Source organism: Streptomyces sp. NPDC058198, from assembly GCF_042882605.1.
In the GTDB taxonomy this organism is placed as follows: Bacteria; Actinomycetota; Actinomycetes; order Streptomycetales; family Streptomycetaceae; genus Streptomyces.
In genome coordinates this window covers 64417-88251 of record NZ_JBHVVP010000020.1, presented here as the reverse complement: position 1 = coordinate 88251, position 23835 = coordinate 64417, and the positions used below count along the sequence as shown (strand labels likewise).

The window sequence follows — 23835 nt, the reverse complement described above, 5'->3', positions numbered from 1 at the left end:
AAAGGAGCAGTCCTCATGTCTCACAACCCCATGACCGAGGAAGAGGCGCGCGAGTCGGCGCGGCTCATCGTCCAGGCGTACACGCCGGAGTCCCGGGGCGCCGGGCGGCGGGGGGTGGGGGCCCCCCGGGGGCCGCCCCCCGCGCTGGGGGGGCGCGGACGACGGGGGCCGAACCCCGGTGCTCAGGCGGCCAGCGGGACCGCTGCCAGGGCCGCTACCGCCCAGGTCAGCGGGGCGAAGACCGCGAGGACCGTGGTCGCCCGCACCGCCGCCGCTGTACGGAGGAGGCCGACGGGTGCGCCCTGGCGCTGGAGGGACTCCGTGGTGGAGGCGCGGGCCTGTTTGGCTTCCAGGGTCGCCGTCAGGAGCGTCGCCGCCGTACAGCCGATGACCAGGGCCGCACCGAGGCCGGTGAGAGCGCCGAAGGGCCGCTCGTCGCCCGTGCCGTACAGCGACGCCGCGGCGAAGGCGCCCGAGACCACCGCGCACAGGACACCCAGCGACGGGCCGATACGGCGGGCCTCGGCCATCAGGGTGCGGCCCGCGAGCAGGCGGATCGCACCGGGCCGCAGCGTCTGCAGCAGCCAGCCGCAGAGATGGGTGATGCCGGGGCCGGCCAGCGCGAGACCGACGGCGGTCAGGGCCCAGCCGGCCAGGACGCCCGCCGGGCTGCCGTCGAAGCGGCCCGGCAGCGGCAGCGCGGAGCCTCCGCTCCGGCTCGCGTATGTCTCGATCGCGAGGCCCGCCGCGGTCAGGGCGACGCCCCACGGCAGTCCGGCCGGCGCGGGCGCGGCGGCCGGTGCCGGCTCGTCGTCCGCCGGGTGCGTGCGGGCGCGCGGGCGCAGCGCGAGCGCCGTCGCCGCCGTCGCCAGTACGGGCACCACCGCCAGCAGCGTCAGTACCGCCGCCAGCGGCAACGGCTGGTTCGCGGCGAGCAGATCCGACGCCTCGCCGGCGAACGGCATCCCGGTCAGATCGCCGCGCAGCACAAGGAAGACGAGCAGCGCCATCGCGCTCCCCAGCGTGCAGGACACCGCCGCCGACGCGGCGGCCAGCGCCGTGAGCCGGGCCGGGCCGAGGCCGACCGCGGACAGTCCGGTGCGTGGCCGGGTGCCCGGATCCGTACGGGCCACCGCGACCGTGAGCTGCACCGTCGCCGCGATAGGGATCAGACACCAGAGCAGCCGCGGCAGCGATCCTGCCGGGTGGCCCATCGCCCAGCCCAGCGTGCACAACAGCAGAAAGCCGATCCCGGCGGAGGCGGCCACGACCAGCAGCCGGCGCAGCAGGACCAGAGGGTGGGTACCACGGCCTAGACGGAGAGCGAGCACGCGGCCTGGCCTTCCGCCTCGGACGGCTCCAACGAGTTGGTGCGACGGCCGTCGAGCAGCGAGACCGTGCGGTCGGCGAGCGTCGCGACCTCCGCGTCCAGGGTGGCCATGACGACGGTGATGCTGTGCGAGCGGGCCGCGGTGGTCAGCGTACGCAGCACCTGAGCGCGGTCCGACCGGTGTAGCGGCGCCGTCGGCTCATCGGCGAAGAGCACCGACGGCGTGGTGACGAGGGCGCGCGCGACGGCGATCCGCTGCCGCTCGGACTGGAGCAGGGCGTGCGGGCGCTTGCGGGCGCACGCGCCGATGTCGAGCCGCTCCAGCCACTCCATCGCGACGGTCTTGGCGGCGCGGTGGGACGCGCCGCGCATCAGCAGCGGCAGGGCCGCGTTCTCCCAGGCGTTGAGCTCGGGAACGAGCGAGGGCTCGGCGTCGATCCAGCTGAAGCGGTCGCGGCGCAGCCGTTCGCGCAGCAGCGGGCTCATGGTGTGGACCGGCGTGCTGTTGAACCACACCTCGCCCTGTTGCGGGACCAGCTGCCCCGACAGGCAGCGCAGCAGGGTCGTCTTGCCGCTGCCGCGTGGGCCGCTCACGGCGAGGATCTCGCCCTCGCGCACGCCGAGCGAGACGTCGTCGAGCGCGGGCGAGCCGTTGTGGGAGTAGTTCAGGGAACGCGCCCAGAGCACGTCGTTGTCCGGCGGGGCCACCATGGCGTACACCTCGGTTCTGATCAGACTTACCGTCCCCCGTCCGGGGGAACGAACGCGGCGACGATCGGTCACTGGGCACGGTAGGTATTCGGAACCGGGTGTGCGGACAGCACACGGCCCGGGTGCCCCCCTTCTCACTCGATTGGGGGGCACCCGGGCCGTCATGCGGGTGGTGCGGTCGTGCGGTGACGCGGGTCGTGCGGTGACGCGCGTACGGAACCGCTCAGCGGATCAGAACTTGGTCCAGGCCTCCGTCAGCACCGACCGCAGGATCCCCTCGATCTCGTCGAACGTCGACTGGTCGGAGATCAGCGGCGGCGCCAGCTGCACGACCGGGTCGCCCCGGTCGTCGGCGCGGCAGTACAGCCCGTTGTCGTACAGCGCCTTGGAGAGGAACCCGTACAGGACGCGCTCGGTCTCCTCGTCGGTGAACGTCTCCTTGGTGGCCTTGTCCTTCACCAGCTCGATGCCGTAGAAGAACCCGTTGCCGCGGATGTCGCCGACGATCGGCAGGTCGTGCAGCTTCTTCAGCGTGTCGAAGAACGCGCCCTCCTGGTCGAGGACATGCTGGTTGAGACCCTCGCGCTCGAAGATGTCGAGGTTGGCGAGACCGACCGCCGCGGAGACCGGATGGCCACCGAAGGTATAGCCGTGCAGGAAGGTGTTGTCGCCCTCGTAGAACGGCTGGGCGAGCCGGTCGGAGATGATGCAGGCGCCGATCGGGGAGTAGCCCGACGTCATGCCCTTGGCGCAGGTGATCATGTCCGGTACGTAGTCGAACTTGTCGCACGCGAACATCGTGCCGAGCCGGCCGAACGCGCAGATGACCTCGTCGGAGACGAGCAGCACGTCGTACTGGTCGCAGATCTCACGGACCCGCTGGAAGTACCCGGGCGGCGGCGGGAAGCAGCCGCCGGCGTTCTGCACCGGCTCCAGGAAGACCGCCGCGACCGTCTCGGGCCCCTCGAAGAGGATCTCCTGCTCGATCTGGTCGGCGGCCCAGCGGCCGAACGCCTCGGGGTCGTCGCCGAAGAGCGGCGCGCGGTAGATGTTGGTGTTCGGGACCTTGCGCGCGCCCGGGACCAGCGGCTCGAACGGCGCCTTCAGGGCCGGCAGACCGGTGATGGACAGGGCACCCTGCGGCGTGCCGTGGTAGGCGACGGCGCGTGAGATGACCTTGTACTTGGTCGGCTTGCCGGTCAGCTTGAAGTACTGCTTGGCGAGCTTCCACGCGGTTTCGACGGCTTCGCCGCCACCGGTGGTGAAGAAGACCTTGTTGAGGTCGCCGGGCGCGTAGTGGGCGAGCCGCTCCGCCAGCTCGACGGCCTTCGGGTGGGCGTAGGACCACACCGGGAAGAAGGCCAGCTCCTGGCCCTGCTTGTAGGCGGCCTCGGCCAGCTCGTGGCGGCCGTGACCGGCGTTGACCACGAACAGGCCGGAGAGGCCGTCGAGGTAGCGCTTGCCCTTGTCGTCGAAGATGTAGGTGCCCTCACCACGCACGATGGTGGGCACGGGTGCGTTCTCGTACGACGACATGCGGGTGAAGTGCATCCACAGGTGGTCGTACGCGGTTTTGGAGAGGTCCTTGCTCACGGCTATCGGGTTCCCCACATATAGGTCTGCTTCTTCAACTTGAGGTAGACGAAGCTCTCGGTGGAGCGCACGCCGGGGAGCGCGCGGATCCTTTTGTTGATCACTTCCAGCAGGTGGTCGTCGTCCTCGCAGACGATCTCCACCATCAGGTCGAAGGAGCCCGCGGTCATCACCACGTACTCGCATTCGTCCATGGCTGTCAGCGCGTCGGCGACCACTTCCAGATCGCCCTCGACGTTGATGCCGACCATCGCCTGCCGCCGGAAGCCGACGGTGAGCGGGTCGGTGACGGCGACGATCTGCATCACGCCCTGATCGAGCAGCTTCTGGACGCGCTGGCGCACGGCCGCCTCGGAGAGGCCGACGGCCTTGCCGATCGCGGCGTACGGGCGCCGCCCGTCCTCCTGGAGCTGTTCGATGATGGCGAGGGATACGGCATCGATCGACGGTGACGATCCGTTCCCGGTCCTGGAGTCTGCGCTACGACTGGCCACGCGGTTCACTGTGCACTGCGACTCATCCGTCTGGCAACCCTGCATCGATGAAATTCGTTGTTGGGCGACCCGAATCTCACTGAATCCGAAGTTCCCGAGGGTCGGGCCTGTCGAAAGCGTCGACCGACCGATTAGGGTGGGAGTCTCACCCATCGGACATCTGACAGGAGGGGTGGCAGTGACCACCGAGCTGCGCCGTCTGCGTAACTACATCAATGGGGAGTTCCGGGACGCCGCCGACGGGCGGACCATCGAGGTGGTCAACCCGGCCACGGGCGAGGTGTACGCCACGTCCCCGCTCTCCGGGGCGGCCGACGTCGACGCCGCCATGGAGGCCGCCGCGGCCGCGTTCCCGGCCTGGCGCGACGCCACCCCGGCCGAGCGCCAGAAGGTCCTGCTCAAGATCGCGGACGCCTTCGAGGAGCGCGCGGAGGACCTGATCGCCGCCGAGTCCGAGAACACCGGTAAGCCGGTCGAGCTGACCCGTACCGAAGAGCTCCCGCCGATGGTGGACCAGATCCGCTTCTTCGCGGGCGCCGCCCGGATGCTCGAAGGCCGCGCGGCCGGTGAGTACATGGAGGGCCTCACCTCCATCGTCCGGCGCGAGCCGGTCGGTGTCTGCGCCCAGGTCGCGCCGTGGAACTACCCGATGATGATGGCAGTGTGGAAGTTCGCGCCGGCCCTCGCCGCGGGCAACACCGTGGTGCTGAAGCCGTCGGACACCACCCCGGCCTCGACCCTGCTGATGGCCGAGATCATCGGCGCGATCGTCCCGAAGGGCGTCTTCAACGTCATCTGCGGCGACCGCGACAGCGGCCGCGCGATGGTCGAGCACCCGACGCCGGCGATGGCGTCCATCACCGGTTCCGTACGGGCCGGCATCCAGGTCGCCGAGTCCGCCGCCAAGGACGTCAAGCGGGTCCACCTGGAGCTGGGCGGCAAGGCCCCGGTCGTCGTCTTCGAGGACGTCGACATCGCGAAGGCCGTCGAGGACATCGCGGTGGCGGGCTACTTCAACGCGGGCCAGGACTGTACGGCCGCCACCCGCGTCATTGTCCACGAGTCGATCCACGACGAGTTCGTGACGGCCCTCGCGAAGGCCGCCGCCGACACGAAGACCGGCCAGCCGGACGACGAGGACGTGCTGTACGGCCCGCTCAACAACGCGAACCAGCTGAAGCAGGTCTCCGGCTTCATCGAGCGGCTGCCGGCCCACGCCAAGGTCGAGGCGGGCGGCCACCAGGTCGGCGACAAGGGCTACTTCTACGCCCCGACCGTGGTCTCGGGCCTCAAGCAGGACGACGAGATCATCCAGAACGAGGTCTTCGGCCCGGTCATCACCGTCCAGTCCTTCACGGACGAGGCGCAGGCCCTGGAGTACGCGAACGGCGTCGAGTTCGCCCTCGCCTCCTCGGTGTGGACCAAGGACCACGGGCGCGCGATGCGGATGTCGAAGTCGCTCGACTTCGGCTGTGTCTGGATCAACACCCATATCCCGCTGGTCGCGGAGATGCCGCACGGCGGCTTCAAGAAGTCCGGCTACGGCAAGGACCTCTCGGCATACGGCTTCGACGACTACACGCGCATCAAGCACGTAATGACCTCACTCGACAGCTGACACACCCCCCGACGGGGCGAGCACTGGCCACCACGCCCCTGCCCGCCCCGTCCGCGTCACGCCATGTGGAGCATGGTAGCGACGGCCGCCAGTGCTTCCGTGGTCAGCGCGGCGAGCGGGTCTGCTCTTCTTGTGTGGCTGTATAGCCGGGCACGGACGGCCACCGGACCGTCAGTACCACCGAGTCCTGTTCCGCGAACCAGGAGTGGTCGATGCCGCGACCCCACAGGACGTAATCCCCCTGGCGTGCCAGCAGGACACTGCGGCCAGGGAGTTCGACGCGGAAGCGACCGCTGATGAGCACCAGCAGAGCCGTTCTTTCCTCGCCGGTCACCCACTGCGTTCGCTCGTCGCCACGCGGGTGAATGCCCCATTTGATCTCTACGGCCTCGCTGTGGCGAGGATCGCCGGGGTCCTTGAAGTGCCCGAGCAGCCAGCCCCGGTCGAGCACCGCGTCCTCGCTCGCGTTGCCTACGTACACGCTGTCGTTCATATGGTCGGCCACTGCCGTCGTGTCCCGGTTCAAGGGCGGCTGGTGGAGCGGGAGTTGGTCAGGAGGCTGGTCAGGGTGTCGATGCGGTTGGTGGTGATCGAGTCGACGCCCCGGGCGATCAGGCGGCGCATGGAGCGGCGGGTGTCCGGGGTCCAGGCAGAGACCAGCAGGCCGTCGCGGTGGTTGCGGTCGGCCAGTTCGCGGGTGATCAGTCCGAAGCGGTAGTTGAGCCAGCGCGGGCGCACGGCCGCGACCAGGGACGGCAGCGGCGGGGCGACGGACGTCCAGGTCATCGCGATCTCGGCGGTCGCGTCGGCGGCCCGGACGGCGAGCATGGTGCTCGGGCCCGCGCAGTAGGACACGCGCTCCGCGGCCCCGCATTCGCGCACGGTGGCGATGACCGTACGGACCGACTCCTCGGAGGCACCGGGGAGATCGATCATCAGCCCCGCCCCGCCCGTCGCGAGCAGCGCGTCCCGCAGGGTCGGGACTCCGCCCCGGGTCAGCTCGCGCACCTCCTCGTGGGTCAGCTCCGCGAGGCGGAGGTCATGGCCCCAGAGCCGCTCCAGCGAGGAGTCGTGCAGGAGCAGCGGGACACCGTCCCGGGTCAGCCGGACATCGACCTCGACCGTGTCCGCTCCCCGCTCCAGCGCGGAGCGGACCGACGGAAGGGTGTTCTCGCGGACCCGGTAGGGATCGCCACGGTGGGCTACGGCAACGACGGTACGCATGAGGTCATTGTCGTCGGCCGGCGCTACCGCGCGAGCCACGTGGCGGTGTACGTGTCGATCTCCGTGGCGAGCCGCCTCTTGCTGTCCGCGTCGAGGAAGGCCGCCTCGACACCGTTCTTCGCGAGGTCGGCGAGGCCCCGCTCGTCCAGCCCGAGCAGCCGGGCCGCGACCCCGTACTCCTGGTTGAGGTCCGTGCCGAACATCGGCGGGTCGTCGCTGTTGACCGTCACCAGCACGCCGGCCGAGACCATCGCCTTGATCGGGTGCTCGTCGAGATCGGCGACGGCGCGGGTGGCGATGTTGGAGGTGGGGCACACCTCCAGCGGGATGCGGTGCCGCGCGAGGTGCGCCAGCAGCTCCGGGTCCTGGACGGCGCTGGTGCCATGACCGATGCGCTCCGCGCGCAGGTCGTTGAGCGCGTCCCAGATCGTCCCGGGTCCTGTCGTCTCGCCGGCGTGCGGCACGGAGTGCAGACCCGCCGCGATGGCCCGGTCGAAGTACGGCTTGAACTGCGGCCGGGGCACCCCGATCTCGGGGCCGCCCAGACCGAAGGCGATGAGGCCCTCGGGGCGCAGGTCCACCGCGAGCCGGGTGGTCTCCTCGGCCGCTCGCAGACCGGCCTCGCCGGGGATGTCGAAGCACCAGCGCAGGACGACTCCCAGCTCGGCCTCCGCGGCCTTCCTGGCGTCCTCGATCGCCTCCATGAAGCCCTGCTCGGGAATGCCTCGGCTGGTCGAGCTGAACGGGGTGACCGTCAGCTCGGCGTAGCGGATGTTCTGCCGGGCCATGTCACGGGCGACCTCGAAGGTCAGCAGCCGGACGTCCTCAGGGGTACGGATCAGATCGACGACGGAGAGGTAGACGTCGATGAAATGCGCGAAGTCGGTGAAGGTGAAGAAGTCGACGAGCGCCTCGGGATCGGTGGGCACCTTGGAGTCCGGGTGGCGGGCGGCCAGTTCCGCCACGATGCGCGGCGAGGCGGAGCCGACATGGTGCACATGCAGCTCTGCCTTGGGCAGCCCCGCGATGAAGGGGTGCAGATCGGTCATCGGATCCTCCGGGTGCTGGGGCGGGCGCCGGAAGTACGGCGTCGGCGAGGCAGAGCGTCCGGCCCCTGCCCGGGGCCGCTCGGGTCAGGGATCATCGTAGGCCGGGCCGGTTCCGCACCGGATGGAGGCCGTAGCATGACGGCATCACGATGGGGGAGGGCCCATGTCAGACAAGAGCGAGCAGCCGTCGGGCGGCTACGAGCCGAGTGATCCCTGGGCACCGCCGGAGCACAAGGTGCCGCTGGACAAGCCGGCGCCGCAGCAGCAGCCGCACCAGTCGCCGGCCGGATCCGTACACGATCAGCCCACGGTCATCGGGATGCCCGGTGGCGGGCCCGAGTCCGGCGCCGTACCGCCGCCGCCGATCGCTCCCGGGGGACCGGCTCAGCCCACCCCGGGCGCTTATGGCTTCCCGAGTGCCGGGCCCGCGCCGAGCGACCAGCAGTCCGCCGCTCCGTACGGCGCCGGTACGGGGTACGGCTATCCCGGCCCCGGCTACACCGACCCCAGCAATCCCGCAGCCGGCTACCCCGCCGCCGGATATCCGGGATACGGGCAGACCGGCTGGCAGCAGGCCCCGGCGAACGGCATGGGAATCACCGCGATGGTGCTCGGCATCATCTCCGTGGTGATCTTCTGTATCTGGGGCGTCGGCATCATCCTCGGCGTCCTCGCGCTGATCTTCGGGATCATCGGCCGCCGCCGTGCCCAGCGGGGCGAGGCGACGAACGGCGGGATGGCGCTGGCGGGCATCATCCTCGGCGCCATCGGTGCCGTGGTCAGCGCCGCGTTCCTCAGCTTCCTGATCTGGCTGATCGCCAACGGCGAGGAGCTGGACACGACGAACGACGACCCCTTCGCCACCTCGCTCGTGGTCGACGTCAGCCGCTGAACCCCGTCACCTGAACCCGGTCAGCCGCCGGCCCCCGCCCCAGCCGGGGCCGCGGCCGGGTCGTCGGCCCGGAGCCGCTCACGCGCCTCCATCAGCGCGAAGCCCAGCAGATTCAGCCCGCGCCAGCGCGCGGGATCCTGGGCGCGCTCGTCGCCCGCGGCCAGTCCGATGCCCCAGATCCGGTCCCTCGGGCTGGCCTCGACGAGTATCCGGTCGCCCGTGGCCAGCAGAAATTCGCGCAGCCCGGCATCCTGACCGAATTTGTGGACGCTTCCCTCCACCACGATGCCGTGGCGCTCGCGCTCCCACACGGTCTCGTCGAAATCGCGCACCAGCCGCCCCGCCTTCTTGGCGAGGGCGGGATTCGCCGCCTCCACGGCGGCACGCTCGGCCGCCTCGTCCCGGAAGAGCCGGGCCTTGCCCGCCATCATCCAGTGCTCGGCCGTCGCGTACTCAACGCCGTCGACCGTGAAAGGCGACGGCCACCACTGGCTGAGACAGGACGGCCCGACCGCGCCGTCCCGCCGCGGTGAGTGCCCCCAGAAGTGCAGATACTTGACCGGCTCGCCGCGCTCGGCCCGTTCGACCAGCTCAGCCGCCGTGCGGACCATGCTCCCCGTGTTCTTCCCCATGCACGTGAGTCTGGCAGCCACCACTGACATTCCGTACGCCGATCAGTAAGCCGACGCGACACATGGTCGACCGATTCCGTCGCGTAACCAAAAGGCAACAACGGAATCCCTTGTTGAGGTGGATGTGCTCTGTCAGGATCGGCACTCAATTGAAGCCGGAACTACAGCCTGAGCAATAGCCGGCACAGCCGAGGGAACACCAGCCGACGGAACACCGGTCGATGGAACTACGGAGAGCACGCATGGGCAACCGCTTCCAGGTGCGGGACCGCTTCGCGGACGGTGCGCAGTTCATCGGCGGGACGCTGCGGCCCGGCACCTCGGGACGTACGCACGCCGTCGTGAACCCGGCCACCGGCGAAGAGATCTACGCGTACGAACTGGCCGGCCCCGCCGATGTCGACGCGGCCGTCGCCGCCGCGCGCGCGGCCTTCCCCGGCTGGGCGGGCACCACCCCCGGCGAGCGCTCCGACGCCCTGCACCGCTTCGCGGCCGTCCTCGCCGGACAGGCCGACGACTTCGCGTACGCCGAATCGCTCCAGTGCGGCAAACCGATCAAGCTGTCCACCGAGTTCGATGTGCCGGGCACCGTCGACAACACCGCCTTCTTCGCGGGCGCGGCCCGCCATCTCGAAGGCGTCTCGGCCGGCGAGTACAGCGGCGACCACACCTCCTACGTACGCCGGGAGCCGCTCGGCGTCATCGGCTCCATCGCGCCCTGGAACTACCCCCTCCAGATGGCCGCGTGGAAGATCCTCCCGGCCATCGCCGCGGGCAACACGATCGTGCTGAAGCCCGCCGAGATCACCCCCTTCACCTCGCTGATGTTCGCCCAGGCCGCGCAGCTGGCCGGACTCCCCGACGGTGTGATCAACATCGTCACCGGCGCGGGCCCCGACGCGGGCGAACACCTCGTCGGCCACCCCGATGTCGTGATGACCTCCTTCACCGGCTCCACCCCCGTCGGCAAGCGTGTCGCCGAGATCGCCACCGCCACCGTCAAGCGCCTCCACCTCGAACTCGGCGGCAAGGCCCCCTTCCTGGTCTTCGACGACGCCGACCTGGAGGCCGCGGTCCACGGCGCGGTCGCGGGATCGCTCATCAACAGTGGCCAGGACTGCACGGCCGCCACCCGCGCCTATGTCCAACGGCCGCTGTACGACGCCTTCGTGAGCGCGGTCGCCGCGCTGATGGAGACCGTGCGCCTCGGCGATCCCTTCGACCCGGCCACCGATCTCGGCCCGCTCATCTCGCACACCCACCGCGACCGGGTCGCCGGCTTCGTCGACCGGGCCCGCGGCTACGCCCGGGTCGTCACCGGCGGCGAGGCGCCCGGGGGCGGCCTGAAGGACGGCGCGTACTACCGGCCCACGCTGGTCGCGGACGCCCCGCAGGACAGCGAGATCGTCCAGTCGGAGATCTTCGGCCCGGTCCTGGTCGTGCTCCCCTTCGACTCCGACGACGAAGGTATCCGGCTCGCCAACGACACCCCGTACGGCCTCGCCGCCTCCGCCTGGAGCCGCGACGTCTACCGCACCGGCCGCGCGACCCGCGAGCTCCGGGCGGGCTGTGTCTGGATCAACGACCACATTCCGATCATCAGCGAGATGCCGCACGGCGGCTACCGGGCCAGTGGGTTCGGAAAGGACATGTCGATGTACTCCTTCGAGGAGTACACGCAGGTCAAGCATGTGATGTACGACAACACCGCGGTGGCGAGGAAGGACTGGCACCGCACGATCTTCGGCGACCGTCCCTAGAGCGCCGGCCGGCATCGACCACCCTCCCGAAAGGGCACAGCGCATGGAGCAGTACGAGCCCGACCGTCTCTCCGCGGCCCAACTGGCCGCGATGCGGCGCAGCATGACCAGCGGCAGGGGAGCCCTCACCCGCCGCTCGATGCTGCGTGCCACCGGCGTCGGCGCGCTCACGATCGGCGGTCTCGCCGGACTGAGCGCCTGCGGGATCCCGCCCGCGAAGCGGGAGGCCAACGGCCCCGCGTCCACCGACCACTCGGCCGAGGAGAAGCGGGTCGTCTTCTCCAACTGGACCGAGTACATGGACGTCAGCGAGGACGAGAAGCAGTACCCGACCCTGGAGGCGTTCACCAAGCGCACCGGGATCCAGGTCAAGTACACGGCGGACATCAACGACAACGTCGAGTTCTTCGGCAAGATCCAGCCGCAGCTGGCGGCCGGGCAGGACACCGGACGCGACCTCATATGCGTCACCGACTGGCTCGCCGCCCGCATCATCAGGCTCGGCTGGGCGCAGAAGCTCGACCCGTCCAACCTGCCGCACGCCTTCGCGAACCTCTCGGAGCAGTTCCGCTCGCCCGACTGGGATCCGGGCCGCGCCCACAGCTACCCCTGGACCGGCATCCCCACCGTCATCGCCTACAACGCCAAGGCGACCGGCGGCCGCACCATCGACTCCGTCTCCCAGCTGCTGGACGACCCGAAGCTCAAGGGGCGTGTCGCCTTCCTCTCCGAGATGCGCGACAGCATCGGGATGACCCTCCTCGACCAGGGCAAGGACCCGGGGTCGTTCACCGACGACGACTTCGACGCCGCCATCGCCCGGCTCCAGAAGGCCGTCGACAAGAACCAGATCCGCCGCTTCACCGGCAACGACTACACCGCGGACCTCGACAAGGGCGACATCGCGGCCTGTGTCGCCTGGGCCGGTGACATCGTCCAGCTCCAGAGCGACAACCCGGACATCAAGTTCGCCATCCCCGAAACCGGCTACATCATCTCCAGCGACAATCTCCTGGTCCCGGCCAAGGCACGGCACAAGACCAACGCCGAGAAGCTCATCGACCACTACTACCAGCCGCCGGTCGCCGCCCAGCTCGCCGCGTACATCAACTACGTCTGCCCGGTCGACGGGGTACGCGCCGAACTCACGAAGATCGACAAGTCGATGGCCGACAACACGCTGATCCTCCCGGACGCGGCGATGGCCTCCTCCTCGCACGCCTTCCGCTCGCTCAGCAGCAAGGAAGAGACCGCGTACGAGGAGAAGTTCGCCCAGCTCATCGGTGCCTAGGGGCGTGTCCCGCTAGCCGCCCACGCCCGTCCACCTCCCTCAAGCCCCCGGGACCGTTACCCATGACAGAGACTGCATCCACCAGCCGGGGCGGCGACGACGTCCGCCTCACCGGGATCAGCAAGACGTACGGCTCCTTCCAGGCCGTACACCCGCTCGATCTCACCGTGCCGCAGGGCTCCTTCTTCGCTCTCCTCGGCGCGTCGGGCTGCGGCAAGACCACCACCCTGCGGATGATCGCCGGCCTGGAGGACCCGACCACCGGCACGGTCTTCCTCGGCGACAAGGACGTCACCGACCTGCCCTCGTACAAGCGCCCGGTCAACACCGTCTTCCAGAGCTACGCGCTCTTCCCGCACCTCGACATCTACGAGAACGTCGCCTTCGGCCTGCGCCGCCGCGGCATCAAGTCCATACGCAAGCAGGTCGGCGACATGCTCGACCTCGTCCAGCTCGGTGACTTCGCCAAGCGCAAGCCGCACCAGCTCTCCGGCGGCCAGCAGCAGCGTGTCGCCGTCGCCCGCGCGCTGATCAACCACCCGAAGGTGCTGCTGCTCGACGAGCCACTCGGCGCGCTGGACCTCAAGCTGCGCCGACAGATGCAGCTGGAGCTCAAGCGGATCCAGACCGAGGTCGGCATCACGTTCATCCATGTCACCCACGACCAGGAGGAGGCCATGACGATGGCCGACACCGTCGCGGTGATGAACGCGGGCCGGGTCGAGCAGCTGGGCAGCCCCGCCGATCTCTACGAGAACCCGGGCACCACCTTCGTCGCCAACTTCCTCGGCACCTCCAACCTCATCGAGGCCGAGGTCGCCGAGATCCACGGCGGCGATGTCGTGGTGACCGCGGGCGGTGCCAAGCTGCGGCTCCCCGCGGACCGCTGCTCCGCGCCGACGACGAGCGGCGGCAAGCTGCTCGTCGGCGTACGCCCGGAGAAGATCTCCCTGGCGCACGCGGACGACGCGGGCACGATCCCCGACGGCCGCAACCGCGTCACCGGCCGGATCGTCGACTCCAGCTTCATCGGCGTCTCGACGCAGTACGTGATCGACAGCCCGGTCTGCCCCGAGCTGGAGGTGTACGCACAGAACATCGAGCGCGACGGACGCCTCGGCCCCGGCGCCGAGGTCGTGCTGCACTGGAACCCGGCGCACACCTTCGGCTTGGACGCCTCACAAGACATCGATGCGGGCATCGAGACGGTGGACGAGGAGGCGTCGTGACCACCACGGAAGCTCCTCCCGCCGTGCCCACGCCGCCCGCCGCCGGGCCGGAACCCACCCTGCGCAAGCCCGCCACGCGCAAGCGGCTCGTCCCGTACTGGCTGCTGCTGCCCGGCATCCTCTGGCTGCTGGTCTTCTTCGCGCTGCCGATGGTCTACCAGGCCTCGACCTCCGTACAGACCGGCTCCCTGGAAGAGGGCTTCCAGGTCACCTGGCACTTCCAGACCTACTGGGACGCGCTCCAGGACTACTACCCGCAGTTCGTGCGCTCCCTGCTGTACGCGGGCACCGCCACGATCCTGTGTCTGCTCCTCGGCTACCCGCTCGCCTATCTCATCGCCTTCAAGGCCGGCCGCTGGCGCAATCTGCTGCTGGTCCTGGTCATCGCGCCGTTCTTCACCAGCTTCCTGATCCGTACGCTCGCCTGGAAGACGATCCTGGCCGACGGCGGCACGGTCGTCGGCGTACTGGACACCCTGCATGTCCTCGATGTGACCAGCTGGCTCGGCTGGACCGAGGGCAGCCGCGTCCTGGCCACCCCGATGGCGGTGGTCTGCGGTCTGACGTACAACTTCCTGCCCTTCATGATCCTGCCGCTCTACACCTCGCTGGAGCGCATCGACGGCCGGCTCCACGAGGCCGCCGGCGATCTCTACGCCCGGCCGTTCACCACCTTCCGCAAGGTGACCTTCCCGCTCTCCATGCCGGGTGTCGTCTCCGGCACGCTGCTCACCTTCATCCCGGCGAGCGGCGACTACGTCAACGCCGAACTGCTCGGCTCCACCGACACCAAGATGGTCGGCAGCGTCATCCAGACGCAGTTCCTGCGGGTCCTCGACTATCCGACGGCGGCCGCGCTCTCCTTCATCCTCATGGCGGTCGTCCTGTTCATGGTCACCGTCTATATCCGCCGAGCAGGGACGGAGGACCTGGTCTGATGGGCGTGACGCGTTGGATCCGGCGCAACCTGGTGGTCATCGCGGGCGTACTGACGCTCGGCTACATGATCGTGCCCAACCTCGTGGTGATGGTCTTCTCCTTCAACAAGCCGCAGGGCCGCTTCAACTACTCCTGGCAGCGCTTCTCCCTGGACGCCTGGAAGGACCCCTGCGGAGTCGCCGACCTGTGCGGCTCGCTGACCCTCTCGCTCCAGATCGCCGCCTGGGCGACCCTCGGCTCCACCGTCCTCGGCACGATGATCGCGTTCGCGCTGGTCCGCTACCGCTTCCGGGCGCGCGGCGCGATCAACTCGCTGATCTTCCTGCCGATGGCGATGCCCGAGGTCGTGATGGCCGCCTCGCTGCTCACGCTCTTCCTCAACATGGGCGCGCAGCTGGGCTTCTGGACCGTCCTGATCGCCCACATCATGTTCTGCCTCAGCTTCGTGGTGACAGCCGTCAAGGCCCGGGTCATGTCCATGGACCCCCGGCTCGAAGAAGCGGCGCGCGATCTCTACGCCGGGCCCGTGCAGACGTTTGTACGGGTCACCCTGCCGATCGCCGCCCCCGGCATCGCGGCGGGCGCGCTGCTCGCCTTCGCGCTCTCCTTCGACGACTTCATCATCACCAATTTCAACGCCGGCTCGACCGTGACCTTCCCCATGTTCGTCTGGGGCTCCGCACAGCGCGGCACGCCGGTGCAGATCAATGTCATCGGCACCGCGATGTTCGTCGTCGCCGTGCTGCTGGTGGTCGCGGGCCAACTGGTCAGCAACCGGCGGAAGAAGACCGCCGCCACCCCCTGAGCAGGTCTCGAAGGAGTTGGAAGACATGGCCCCAGGTGCCATGCGAAGTACGGCCACGACATCACTCTCCGACGCACAGCCGGTCCCGTACTGGCTGGACGACCCCGGCAGGCCCGGGGCGCTGCCCGCCCTCACCGGCGACGAACACTGCGACCTCCTCGTCGTCGGCGGCGGCTACAGCGGGCTGTGGACCGCGCTCCTCGCCAAGGAACGCGATCCGGAGCGGGATGTCGTCCTGATCGAGGGCCACGAGGTGGGCTGGGCCGCCTCGGGCCGCAACGGCGGCTTCTGCGCCGCCTCCCTCACCCACGGCTTCAGCAACGGCCTCGCCCGCTGGCCGGGTGAGCTGCGGACACTGGAAGAGCTCGGCGAGCGCAATCTCGACGCCATCGAGGCGACGGTCGCCCGCTACGCGATCGACTGCGCCTTCGAGCGCACCGGCGAGATCGATGTCGCCACGGAGCCGTACCAGCTCGACGACCTCCAGGAGGCGTACGAGGAGGCGACGCGGCTCGGCTTCACCGGTCTGGAGCTGCTCGACCGGGACGCGGTCCGCGCCGAGGTCGACTCGCCCACGTTCCTGGGCGGGCTGTGGGACCGGCGCGGGGTCGCCATGCTGCACCCGGCCAAGCTCGCCTGGGGGCTCAAGCAGGCCTGCGCGGACCTCGGCGTACGCGTCTACGAGAACACCCGCGGCCTGGAACTGACCAGGTCAGGCGCCGGGATGGCGGTACGCACCCCGTACGGCCGGGTCTTCGCCCGGCGGGTCGCGCTCGGCACCAATGTCTTCCCGTCCCTGGTCAGACGGGTGCGTCCGTACACCGTCCCGGTCTACGACTACGCCCTGATGACGGAGCCGCTGACGGCGGAGCAGCTGGGCGCGATCGGCTGGAAGAACCGTCAGGGTCTCGGGGACAGCGCCAATCAGTTCCACTACTTCCGGATCACCCCCGACCACCGCGTCCTGTGGGGCGGCTACGACGCGATCTACCCGTACGGCGGCCGGCTCAGCGCCGCTCTGGAGCACCGCCCGGAGACGTATCTCAAGCTCGCCTCCCACTTCTTCCGCTGCTTCCCGCAGCTGGAGGGCGTGCGCTTCAGCCATGCCTGGGGCGGTGCGATCGACACCTGTACCCGCTTCTCGGCCTTCTTCGGTACGGCGTACGCGGGCCGGGTCGCGTACGCCGCCGGGTACACCGGCCTCGGCGTCGGTGCGACCCGCTTCGGCGGGGACGTGATGCTCGACCTGCTGGCGGGGGAGCGGACCGCGCGTACGGAGCTGGAGATGGTCCGCAGCAAGCCGCTGCCGTTCCCGCCGGAGCCGGCCGCCTGGGCCGGGATCGGCCTCACCAAATGGTCGTTGGCCCGCGCCGATGCCCGGGGCGGCCGGCGTAACGCGTGGCTGCGGACCATGGACCGGCTGGGGCTCGGCTTCGACAGCTGACCGGGCGCCGGTACGGCCGTTCCGGGGGCGGACAGGGAGCCGGACGGGGCCGGGGCGGGGAGCGGAACAGGCGCGGTGCCGCCAGAGGTATTGACCACACCAATTGGTCTGGACCATGCTGTGCGCGCCCCGCCCCGTCATCTTCCCCATGCCCGGAGGCAGTTGTGGAACGCTCCAGACGTCCTGCTCTGTACCCAAGACTGATAGCCACCCTCGCGGCCGCCGTACTCACCGCGGCCGGACTGGTCGTCTCCGCGCAGACGGCGCGGGCCGCCGACGCGGACATCGCCCGTAACGGAAACTTCGAGTCCGGCCTCAGCGGCTGGAGCTGTACGGCCGGCAGCGGCGCCCTCGTCAGCACGCCCGTGCACGGCGGCAGCGGCGCGCTCAAGGGAACCCCGGCAGGCAACGACAACGCCAAGTGCTCGCAGACCGTCACAGTCGTGCCGAACTCCGCGTACACCCTGAGCGCCTGGGTCCGGGGCAGCTACGTCTACCTCGGCGCGTCCGGGACCGGCACCACCGACGTCTCGACCTGGACCCAGTCCGCGCCCGACTGGCAGAAGCTGACCACCAGCTTCCGCACCGGGCCGAGCACCACGTCCGTGACCGTGTACACCAACGGCTGGTACGGCACCCCGGCCTACTACGCCGACGATCTGACCCTCGTCGGCCCCGGCGGCACGCCCGCACAGCCCCCGGCCGTCCCCTCCGGCCTCAAGGCGGGACAGGTCACCTCCTCCTCCGTCGGCCTCTCCTGGTCACCCGTCACGGGTGCCACCGGCTACACCGTGTACCGGGGCGGCAGCAAGGCCCTCGACGTCAGCGGCACGTCGGCGACCGTCTCCGGGCTCAGCCCCGCCACCGCCTACAGCTTCCAGGTCGCCGCGACCAACGCCGCAGGAGCGTCCGCCCTCTCACCCGCCGTCAGCGCCACCACCTCCGCCTCGGGCGGCGGCGGCAGCGGGGGCGCGAACCTGCCCGCGCACGCCCTGGTCGGCTATCTGCACTCCAGCTTCGCCAACGGCTCCGGCTACACCCGGATGGCCGATGTGCCCGACTCGTGGGACGTCATCAACCTCGCCTTCGGCGAGCCCACGTCCGTCACCTCCGGCGACATCCGCTTCAGCCTCTGCCCGGCCGCCGAATGCCCGAACGTCGAATCGGCAGCCGAGTTCAAGGCGGCCATCAAGGCCAAGCAGGCCGCGGGCAAGAAGGTCCTGATCTCCATCGGCGGCGCGAACGGTCAGGTCCAGCTGGCCACCACCGCGGCCCGTGACACCTTCGTCTCCTCGGTCTCCAAGATCATCGACGAGTACGGTCTGAACGGCCTGGACATCGACTTCGAGGGCCACTCGCTGTCGCTGAACACCGGCGACACCGACTTCCGCAGCCCCACGACCCCGGTCATCGTCAACCTGATCTCCGCGATCAAGACCCTCAAGGCCAAGTACGGCGCGGACTTCGTCCTCACCATGGCCCCCGAGACCTTCTTCGTACAGCTCGGCTACCAGTACTACGGCTCCGGCCCCTGGGGCGGCCAGGACCCGCGCGCCGGGGCGTACCTCCCGGTCATCCACGCCCTGCGCGACGACCTCACCCTGCTGCACGTCCAGGACTACAACTCGGGCTCGATCATGGGTCTGGACAACCAGTACCACTCGATGGGCGGCGCCGACTTCCACATCGCCATGACCGACATGCTGCTCACCGGCTTCCCGGTGGCCGGTGACACCACGAAGGTCTTCCCGGCGCTGCGTCCCGAGCAGGTCGCGATCGGCCTGCCGGCCTCCACCCAGGCGGGCAACGGCCACACCTCACCGGCCGAGGTCACCAAGGCGCTGAACTGCCTGACCAAGAAGACCGACTGCGGCTCCTACCAGACCCACGGCACCTGGCCCGCCCTGCGCGGACTGATGACCTGGTCGATCAACTGGGACCGCTTCAACCAGTGGGAGTTCCAGAAGAATTTCGACGCGTACTTCGGCTGAGACCATCTGGTACGGGTCCGCGCGAGCCGGTCAGTGTGGGGTGGGTCCGCGTGAGCCGGGTCCGCGCGAGCCGAGGCCGGCGAGGACCCGCACCAGGAGAATCAGCAGCATCCCGCACAGCAGCACACTGCCGAGGACGTCCAGCGGCCAGTGGTAGCCACGCAGCATGAGACCGGTGCCCGTCGCCAGGGTGAGCAGGACGGCGACGGGCACCGTTCTGTTCCGGCCCGCGTACGGGGCGAGGAGCAGGGCCGCGCCGCCGTACGCGACCATCGCCGTCGCCGTATGGCCGGACGGGTAGTAGCCGGTGGCATCGGTGAGCGGGCCCGGCCTGGCGATCCACAGCTTGAGCGGCATGACCAGGGCGGGGACCGCGGCCATCGTGACCGCGACCGCCAGGGCCTGAGCGCGCCGCCCGCGCCGGAGCGCGTAGCCGATCGCGACAGCCAGCACGGGCAGGGCGACCGGCATACCGCCGAGGTCGGCGAGGACTTCGGTCAGTGGCCGGGGGCCCTGGCCGGCGAGGGCGAGACCGAGACGTTCATCGGCCGCGCGCAGCGGTCCGCCGGCGGCGGCCTGCCAGGTGACGAGCCCGAAGAGGACCGCGCACAGGGCGAAGAGTCCGGAGCGGAAAAAAGCCGGCCGCCCGGGAACAGGGGGGGTAGTTCCAGGGCGGCCGTCAGGACCGGTGTGCCGCACGCCCCGGGGGGTTTGGGGCGGGCGGCCGTCCGATCCGTGAGGAGTTCCAGAGCCTGAAGCTCCAGTGGTGTGCGCGAAGGCACGGCCAAAGCGGCGCTGGGGACGCTCCGCTCCGGCGTCGCTCGCAGTCCCCTGCGAGCGGGGTGTTTCTCTCATCTGCCGAAACCGTACGTCAGGGCCGCGAGGACCGACAGCCGGAATCCGATCCCGCCATCGGCCCCCCACAGCTTCTTCACAGGCCCCGACCGCTGATCCGGCGGATGGCCAGGTCGGAGCGGCTGTCCGGCCGCTCAGGCAACCGTTCGAGAGGGCTGTTCAGAGGGTGGCGAACGCCTGCTCGATGATGTCCAGGCCCTCGTTCAGCAGGTCCTCACCGATCACCAGCGGCGGCAGGAAGCGCAGCACATTGCCGTACGTACCGGTGGTGAGGACGAGCAGCCCCTCGGTGTGGCAGGCCTTGGCGAGCGCGGCGGTCGCCTCCGGGTTCGGCTCCTTGGTGTCCCGGTCCTTGACCAGCTCGATGGCGATCATCGCGCCGCGGCCGCGGACGTCACCGACGATGTCGTACTTCTCCTGCAGCGCGGCGAGCCGGCCCTTCATGACCTCCTCGATGCGCCTGGCCTTCGAGACGAGGTCCAGCTCCTTCATCGTCTCGATGGCGCCCAGCGCGGCGGCGCAGGCCACCGGGTTCCCGCCGTACGTACCGCCGAGGCCGCCCGAGTGCGCGGCGTCCATGATCTCGGCGCGGCCGGTCACGGCGGCGAGAGGCAGGCCGCCCGCGATGCCCTTCGCGGTGGTGATCAGGTCGGGGACGACCCCCTCGTCCTCGCAGGCGAACCACTGGCCGGTGCGGCAGAAGCCGGACTGGATCTCGTCGGCGACGAAGACGATCCCGTTGTCCTTGGCGAACTTCGCGAGCGCCGGGAGGAAGCCCTTGGCCGGCTCGATGAAGCCGCCCTCGCCGAGCAGCGGCTCGATGATGATCGCGGCGACGTTGTCCGCGCCGATCTGCTTGTTGATCTGGTCGATGGCCTGGGCGGACGCCTCGGGGCCGCAGTTCTCGGGACCGGTCGGCCAGCGGTAGCCGTAGGCGACCGGCACCCGGTAGATCTCCGGGGCGAACGGTCCGAAGCCGTTCTTGTACGGCATGTTCTTCGAGGTCAGCGCCATGGTGAGGTTCGTACGGCCGTGATAGCCGTGGTCGAACACGACGACCGCCTGGCGCTTGGTGTACGACCGCGCGATCTTCACGGCGTTCTCGACGGCCTCGGCGCCCGAGTTGAACAGCGCGGACTTCTTGGCGTGGTCGCCGGGGGTCAGCTCGGCGAGCCGCTCACAGACCTCGACGTACCCCTCGTACGGCGTGACCATGAAACAGGTGTGGGTGAAGTCCGCGAGCTGGGCGGAGGCACGGCGTACGACGGCCTCGGCGCTGTTGCCGACCGAGGTCACGGCGATTCCGGAACCGAAGTCGATCAGCCGGTTGCCGTCCACGTCCTCCAGCACGCCGCCGCCGGCGCGGGCCGCGAAGACAGGCATCACGGACCCCACACCGCCGGCGACCGCGGCGGTACGGCGGGCCTGCAACTCCTGCGACTTCGGACCGGGGATGGCGGTGACGAGGCGGCGCTCCTGCGGGATAGCGGTCATGAGGGGCTCCTGGGGGTGTTTCCGGGTCTTTCTTCGCAGGCTAGGGGTGGGGAAGGGGAGCGGGCATGCGCCGTTCGGGAGTGGTGGGGGTGTGTCGTTGTCCGTGGCGGCCATACGGGGGGCGGTCGTGGGCGGCCCGGCGGCCGGGAGGGATGGGCAACGCCCCTGCGCGCGCGGGACGGTGAACTGCCCGCCAATGTATGGCCGTGGCAATACATTGGCGTGAGACAGGACGGCTTGCGCAGGACGGCTTGCACAGGGGGCAGAGGTTCATGGACACCGGCGGCACACACGACTCGCGGGGAACACGCGCCAACCCTGTGCCGCGCCCGGCGGGCCCGCCGCCGCCCATGCCGACCTCGGCGCCGCCGTTGCCGACCTCGGCGCCACCGTCCGGACCGGGCGGTCTGCCGCCCGCGCCCGGGCACGCGCCCTCCACAGGCCCGACGCTGCGGGACTGGCTGCGGGTGCCGCGGCTCGCCGACGCGCCCGGGACCTGGGCGTACGGGCACACGGCGCGGCCCCCGGAAGAACCGGAGCGCACCCCGGTGCGGCAGCTGGTCAGCGGGGCACTGATCTCGCTCCTCGCCGGCCTGCTGCTCTGGTCGCTGCTGTGGAACGGCTATCTCGGCGGCTTCTGGCTCTGGCCGCTCTACATGTTCACGCCAGACTCCTGGCGCGGGACGATGGCCTCCGTCGTCGCGTCCTATGTGTGGTACGCGATGGTCGTGGGCGGGCTGCTGGTCGTCTTCGGACGGCTGGGCCGCTGGGCCGAGCTCGCCGGGCGGATGGTGAACCACCGGCCCGGGGGCGTACCGAAGGGGACGGTCCCGGGGCCCCCGGAGCCCGAGGACGATCTCGCCGAGTGGCCCGAGCTGCGGGCGGCGGGACACGGCGAGATCGCGGCGCGGCTCGCTTCCGAGGTACGGGACGGGCGGATGACCGACGTCGACTACGCCCGGATCCGCCGCGCCTGGCACTCCGTACGGGCCGATCCCTCGCGGCTGACGGCGTTCGCCGAAGCCGTGCGGGGAAGCGGCGCCGCGGCATGTCTGCACCCCTCGGGCAAGCGTGACCTGCCAGTCCGCGCGGCCCGGCACGACCTGCTCGTACGCCAGGTCAGGCTCGGCACGGTCCAGGACGGCGAGCGGAACCCGTACCCCCGGCGGGGCACCGGGCTGGCCCTCGATCCGGTCCTGCTGGGGACCTCGCTGCTGGCCGTGGGGCCGCCGGGGGCGGGCAAGACCCATGCCCTCGTACGGCCGGTCGTCGAGTCGCTCGCGCTCCAGGCGCTCGCCGGCCAGGCCGCCGTCATCGTCGTCTGCGCCACCGGCACCCAGCTGGGCCCCGACGACGCCTATGACGTCGTCGTCAGGATCGGCGATCCGGAATCGGTCTACGACCTCGATCTGTACGGGGGTACGAACGACCCGGACGAGGCCGCCGCCGTACTGGCCGAGGGCCTCGTCGGCGATCTCACGGACACGGACAGCAGGCGGGCCACCACTGCGCTCGCCCAGCTGCTCGGCCCGTTCCGCGCCGCGCACGGCAGGCTGCCCGGCGTACCGGAGCTGCGCGAGCTTCTCGACTCGGAGCCCACCGCGCTGGCCGCGCTGAGGGAGGCGCTCGACTCCGAAGGGCACCACGCCATGCGGCGTGAACTCGACGCCCGCGAACGCCAGTCGGGCGTGCCCGGAGATCCGGGCCGCGCGCTCGCCGACCGGGTCGCGCTGCTCGACCGGCCCGCCTTCGCGAGCTTCTTCGACACCAGCGGCAGGACCCGGCCGTTCTCGCCGCGCGCCCTGGAACACCCGCTGCGGGTCCGTATCGATCTGCCGGAGCGCGGGCATGCCGAGGCCTCGCGGCTGCTGGCCCGGCTCGTCCTCGCCCAGTTCACGGCGAACGCGGCGGTGCGCGCCGACCGCTCGCTCTTCGCCTGTCTGGTACTGGACGACGCGACCCGCACCCTGACCGCGGAGACCCTGCGCGGGGTGCAGCGGCTGCGGTCGGTCAACGCGGGCGCGGTGCTCACCCTCCGGACGCTCGACGACGTACCGGAGGCGCTGCACACCGCGCTGCTCGGGGCGGTCGGCTGCCGGATGGCCTTCTCCGGGATCACGACCTGGGACGGCAAGCGCTTCGCGGAGGCGTGGGGCACGGAGTGGGTGGAGACACGGGATGTCACCCAGCGCACGGTCTTCGCCGACCAGCCGCTGACCCGGGCCATTCACGCGTTCCGGAAGCTGGTCACCGGCAAGGCCGTGACGACGGACGCGGTGACCGTACGGAAGGTCGAGCGCGAGCGCTGGTCGGCGTCCGAGCTGGCGCACTCGGTGCCGGCCGGGCACGCGGTGCTGTCCCTGCGGACGGTGGGCGGCGAGCACGCGCCGCCGCTGCTGGTGGATCTGCGGAACTGAGGAGGCCGCTCGACCGCTCGTACCGCTCGCCCGCTCGTACAAGCTTGCGGACGCGCTCGACCGCTCG

General features: G+C 70.3%; 20 protein-coding genes. 10 read left to right on the top strand and 10 right to left on the bottom strand.

The genetic code is table 11. The features are described from left to right. Positions 1–182 precede the first annotated feature (182 nt). From ACFVWW_RS33605 to ACFVWW_RS33590, 4 genes are all read right to left on the bottom strand, one after another. A complete protein-coding gene (locus tag ACFVWW_RS33605) occupies positions 183–1331 on the bottom strand; it encodes a hypothetical protein (protein ID WP_384184744.1) in 1149 nt (382 codons plus the stop codon). Continuing rightward, the gene (locus ACFVWW_RS33600) at positions 1313–2041 is read right to left on the bottom strand and encodes an ABC transporter ATP-binding protein (protein ID WP_384184748.1); all 729 of its coding nucleotides are present in this window, start codon (positions 2039–2041) and stop codon (positions 1313–1315) included. The genes ACFVWW_RS33605 and ACFVWW_RS33600 overlap by 19 nt, the downstream gene beginning before the upstream one ends. Positions 2042–2272: 231 nt before the next feature. Then, the gene (locus ACFVWW_RS33595) at positions 2273–3652 is read right to left on the bottom strand and encodes an aspartate aminotransferase family protein (RefSeq protein WP_384184751.1); all 1380 of its coding nucleotides are present in this window, start codon (positions 3650–3652) and stop codon (positions 2273–2275) included. Further along, positions 3637–4128, bottom strand: coding sequence for an Lrp/AsnC family transcriptional regulator (locus tag ACFVWW_RS33590; protein WP_384184753.1), 492 nt, complete (start codon positions 4126–4128; stop codon positions 3637–3639). The genes ACFVWW_RS33595 and ACFVWW_RS33590 overlap by 16 nt, the downstream gene beginning before the upstream one ends. A gap of 178 nt (positions 4129–4306) precedes the next feature. On the opposite strand from ACFVWW_RS33590, the gene ACFVWW_RS33585 reads away from it, so the two are divergent. Next, complete coding sequence (locus ACFVWW_RS33585; RefSeq protein ID WP_384184755.1) at positions 4307–5746, top strand: gamma-aminobutyraldehyde dehydrogenase; 1440 nt, start codon at positions 4307–4309, stop codon at positions 5744–5746. 103 nt (positions 5747–5849) lie between these two features. Here ACFVWW_RS33585 and ACFVWW_RS33580 read toward each other — a convergent pair whose 3' ends face one another. The 3 genes from ACFVWW_RS33580 to ACFVWW_RS33570 are packed head-to-tail and all read right to left on the bottom strand — an operon-like array spanning position 5850 to position 8019. Next, a complete protein-coding gene (locus ACFVWW_RS33580; RefSeq protein ID WP_384184822.1) occupies positions 5850–6239 on the bottom strand; it encodes a signal peptidase I in 390 nt (129 codons plus the stop codon). Between the two features lie 29 nt (positions 6240–6268). Then, on the bottom strand, positions 6269–6970 hold the full coding sequence (locus ACFVWW_RS33575) for a glycerophosphodiester phosphodiesterase (protein WP_386878300.1): 702 nt from the start codon (positions 6968–6970) through the stop codon (positions 6269–6271). 23 nt (positions 6971–6993) lie between these two features. Further along, a complete protein-coding gene (locus ACFVWW_RS33570; protein WP_384184760.1) occupies positions 6994–8019 on the bottom strand; it encodes an adenosine deaminase in 1026 nt (341 codons plus the stop codon). Between the two features lie 163 nt (positions 8020–8182). Here ACFVWW_RS33570 and ACFVWW_RS33565 point away from each other — a divergent pair, with 163 nt between their 5' ends. Next, the gene (locus tag ACFVWW_RS33565; RefSeq protein ID WP_386878301.1) at positions 8183–8911 is read left to right on the top strand and encodes a DUF4190 domain-containing protein; all 729 of its coding nucleotides are present in this window, start codon (positions 8183–8185) and stop codon (positions 8909–8911) included. A gap of 20 nt (positions 8912–8931) precedes the next feature. Here the strand turns inward: ACFVWW_RS33565 and ACFVWW_RS33560 are convergent, their stop codons facing one another. After that, complete coding sequence (locus ACFVWW_RS33560; protein WP_386878339.1) at positions 8932–9522, bottom strand: NADAR family protein; 591 nt, start codon at positions 9520–9522, stop codon at positions 8932–8934. 263 nt (positions 9523–9785) lie between these two features. Between ACFVWW_RS33560 and ACFVWW_RS33555 the strand changes: the two genes are divergently transcribed. From ACFVWW_RS33555 to ACFVWW_RS33525, 7 genes are all read left to right on the top strand, one after another. After that, complete coding sequence (locus ACFVWW_RS33555) at positions 9786–11303, top strand: gamma-aminobutyraldehyde dehydrogenase (protein ID WP_384184765.1); 1518 nt, start codon at positions 9786–9788, stop codon at positions 11301–11303. A 43-nt stretch (positions 11304–11346) separates the two neighbouring features. Then, complete coding sequence (locus ACFVWW_RS33550) at positions 11347–12594, top strand: PotD/PotF family extracellular solute-binding protein (RefSeq protein ID WP_386878302.1); 1248 nt, start codon at positions 11347–11349, stop codon at positions 12592–12594. A 62-nt stretch (positions 12595–12656) separates the two neighbouring features. Beyond that, positions 12657–13823 (top strand): ABC transporter ATP-binding protein, encoded by a 1167-nt coding sequence (locus tag ACFVWW_RS33545; protein ID WP_384184769.1) that lies wholly within the window; start codon positions 12657–12659, stop codon positions 13821–13823. Beyond that, entirely contained in the window at positions 13820–14761 is a 942-nt protein-coding gene (locus ACFVWW_RS33540; RefSeq protein WP_384184771.1) for an ABC transporter permease, read from the top strand. The genes ACFVWW_RS33545 and ACFVWW_RS33540 overlap by 4 nt, the downstream gene beginning before the upstream one ends. Further along, complete coding sequence (locus tag ACFVWW_RS33535) at positions 14761–15567, top strand: ABC transporter permease (RefSeq protein ID WP_384184774.1); 807 nt, start codon at positions 14761–14763, stop codon at positions 15565–15567. The genes ACFVWW_RS33540 and ACFVWW_RS33535 overlap by 1 nt, the downstream gene beginning before the upstream one ends. A 25-nt stretch (positions 15568–15592) precedes the next feature. After that, positions 15593–17011 (top strand): NAD(P)/FAD-dependent oxidoreductase, encoded by a 1419-nt coding sequence (locus ACFVWW_RS33530; RefSeq protein ID WP_386878303.1) that lies wholly within the window; start codon positions 15593–15595, stop codon positions 17009–17011. Between the two features lie 164 nt (positions 17012–17175). Then, positions 17176–19002 carry a chitinase gene (locus ACFVWW_RS33525; protein WP_386878304.1) on the top strand — a complete coding sequence of 609 codons (1827 nt, stop codon included), beginning with the start codon at positions 17176–17178 and terminating at the stop codon, positions 19000–19002. Positions 19003–19032: 30 nt separating this feature from the next. Here the strand turns inward: ACFVWW_RS33525 and ACFVWW_RS33520 are convergent, their stop codons facing one another. Both ACFVWW_RS33520 and gabT read right to left on the bottom strand, forming a co-directional pair. After that, positions 19033–19857, bottom strand: a complete 825-nt coding sequence (locus ACFVWW_RS33520) for a phosphatase PAP2 family protein (protein ID WP_386878305.1) — start codon at positions 19855–19857, stop codon at positions 19033–19035. 159 nt (positions 19858–20016) lie between these two features. After that, a complete protein-coding gene (gabT, locus tag ACFVWW_RS33515; RefSeq protein WP_384184784.1) occupies positions 20017–21351 on the bottom strand; it encodes a 4-aminobutyrate--2-oxoglutarate transaminase in 1335 nt (444 codons plus the stop codon). Between the two features lie 272 nt (positions 21352–21623). Between gabT and ACFVWW_RS33510 the strand changes: the two genes are divergently transcribed. Next, positions 21624–23768: an ATP-binding protein gene (locus ACFVWW_RS33510; RefSeq protein ID WP_386878306.1), complete on the top strand. Its 2145-nt coding sequence runs from the start codon at positions 21624–21626 to the stop codon at positions 23766–23768. The last annotated feature ends 67 nt before the right edge of the window (positions 23769–23835 follow it).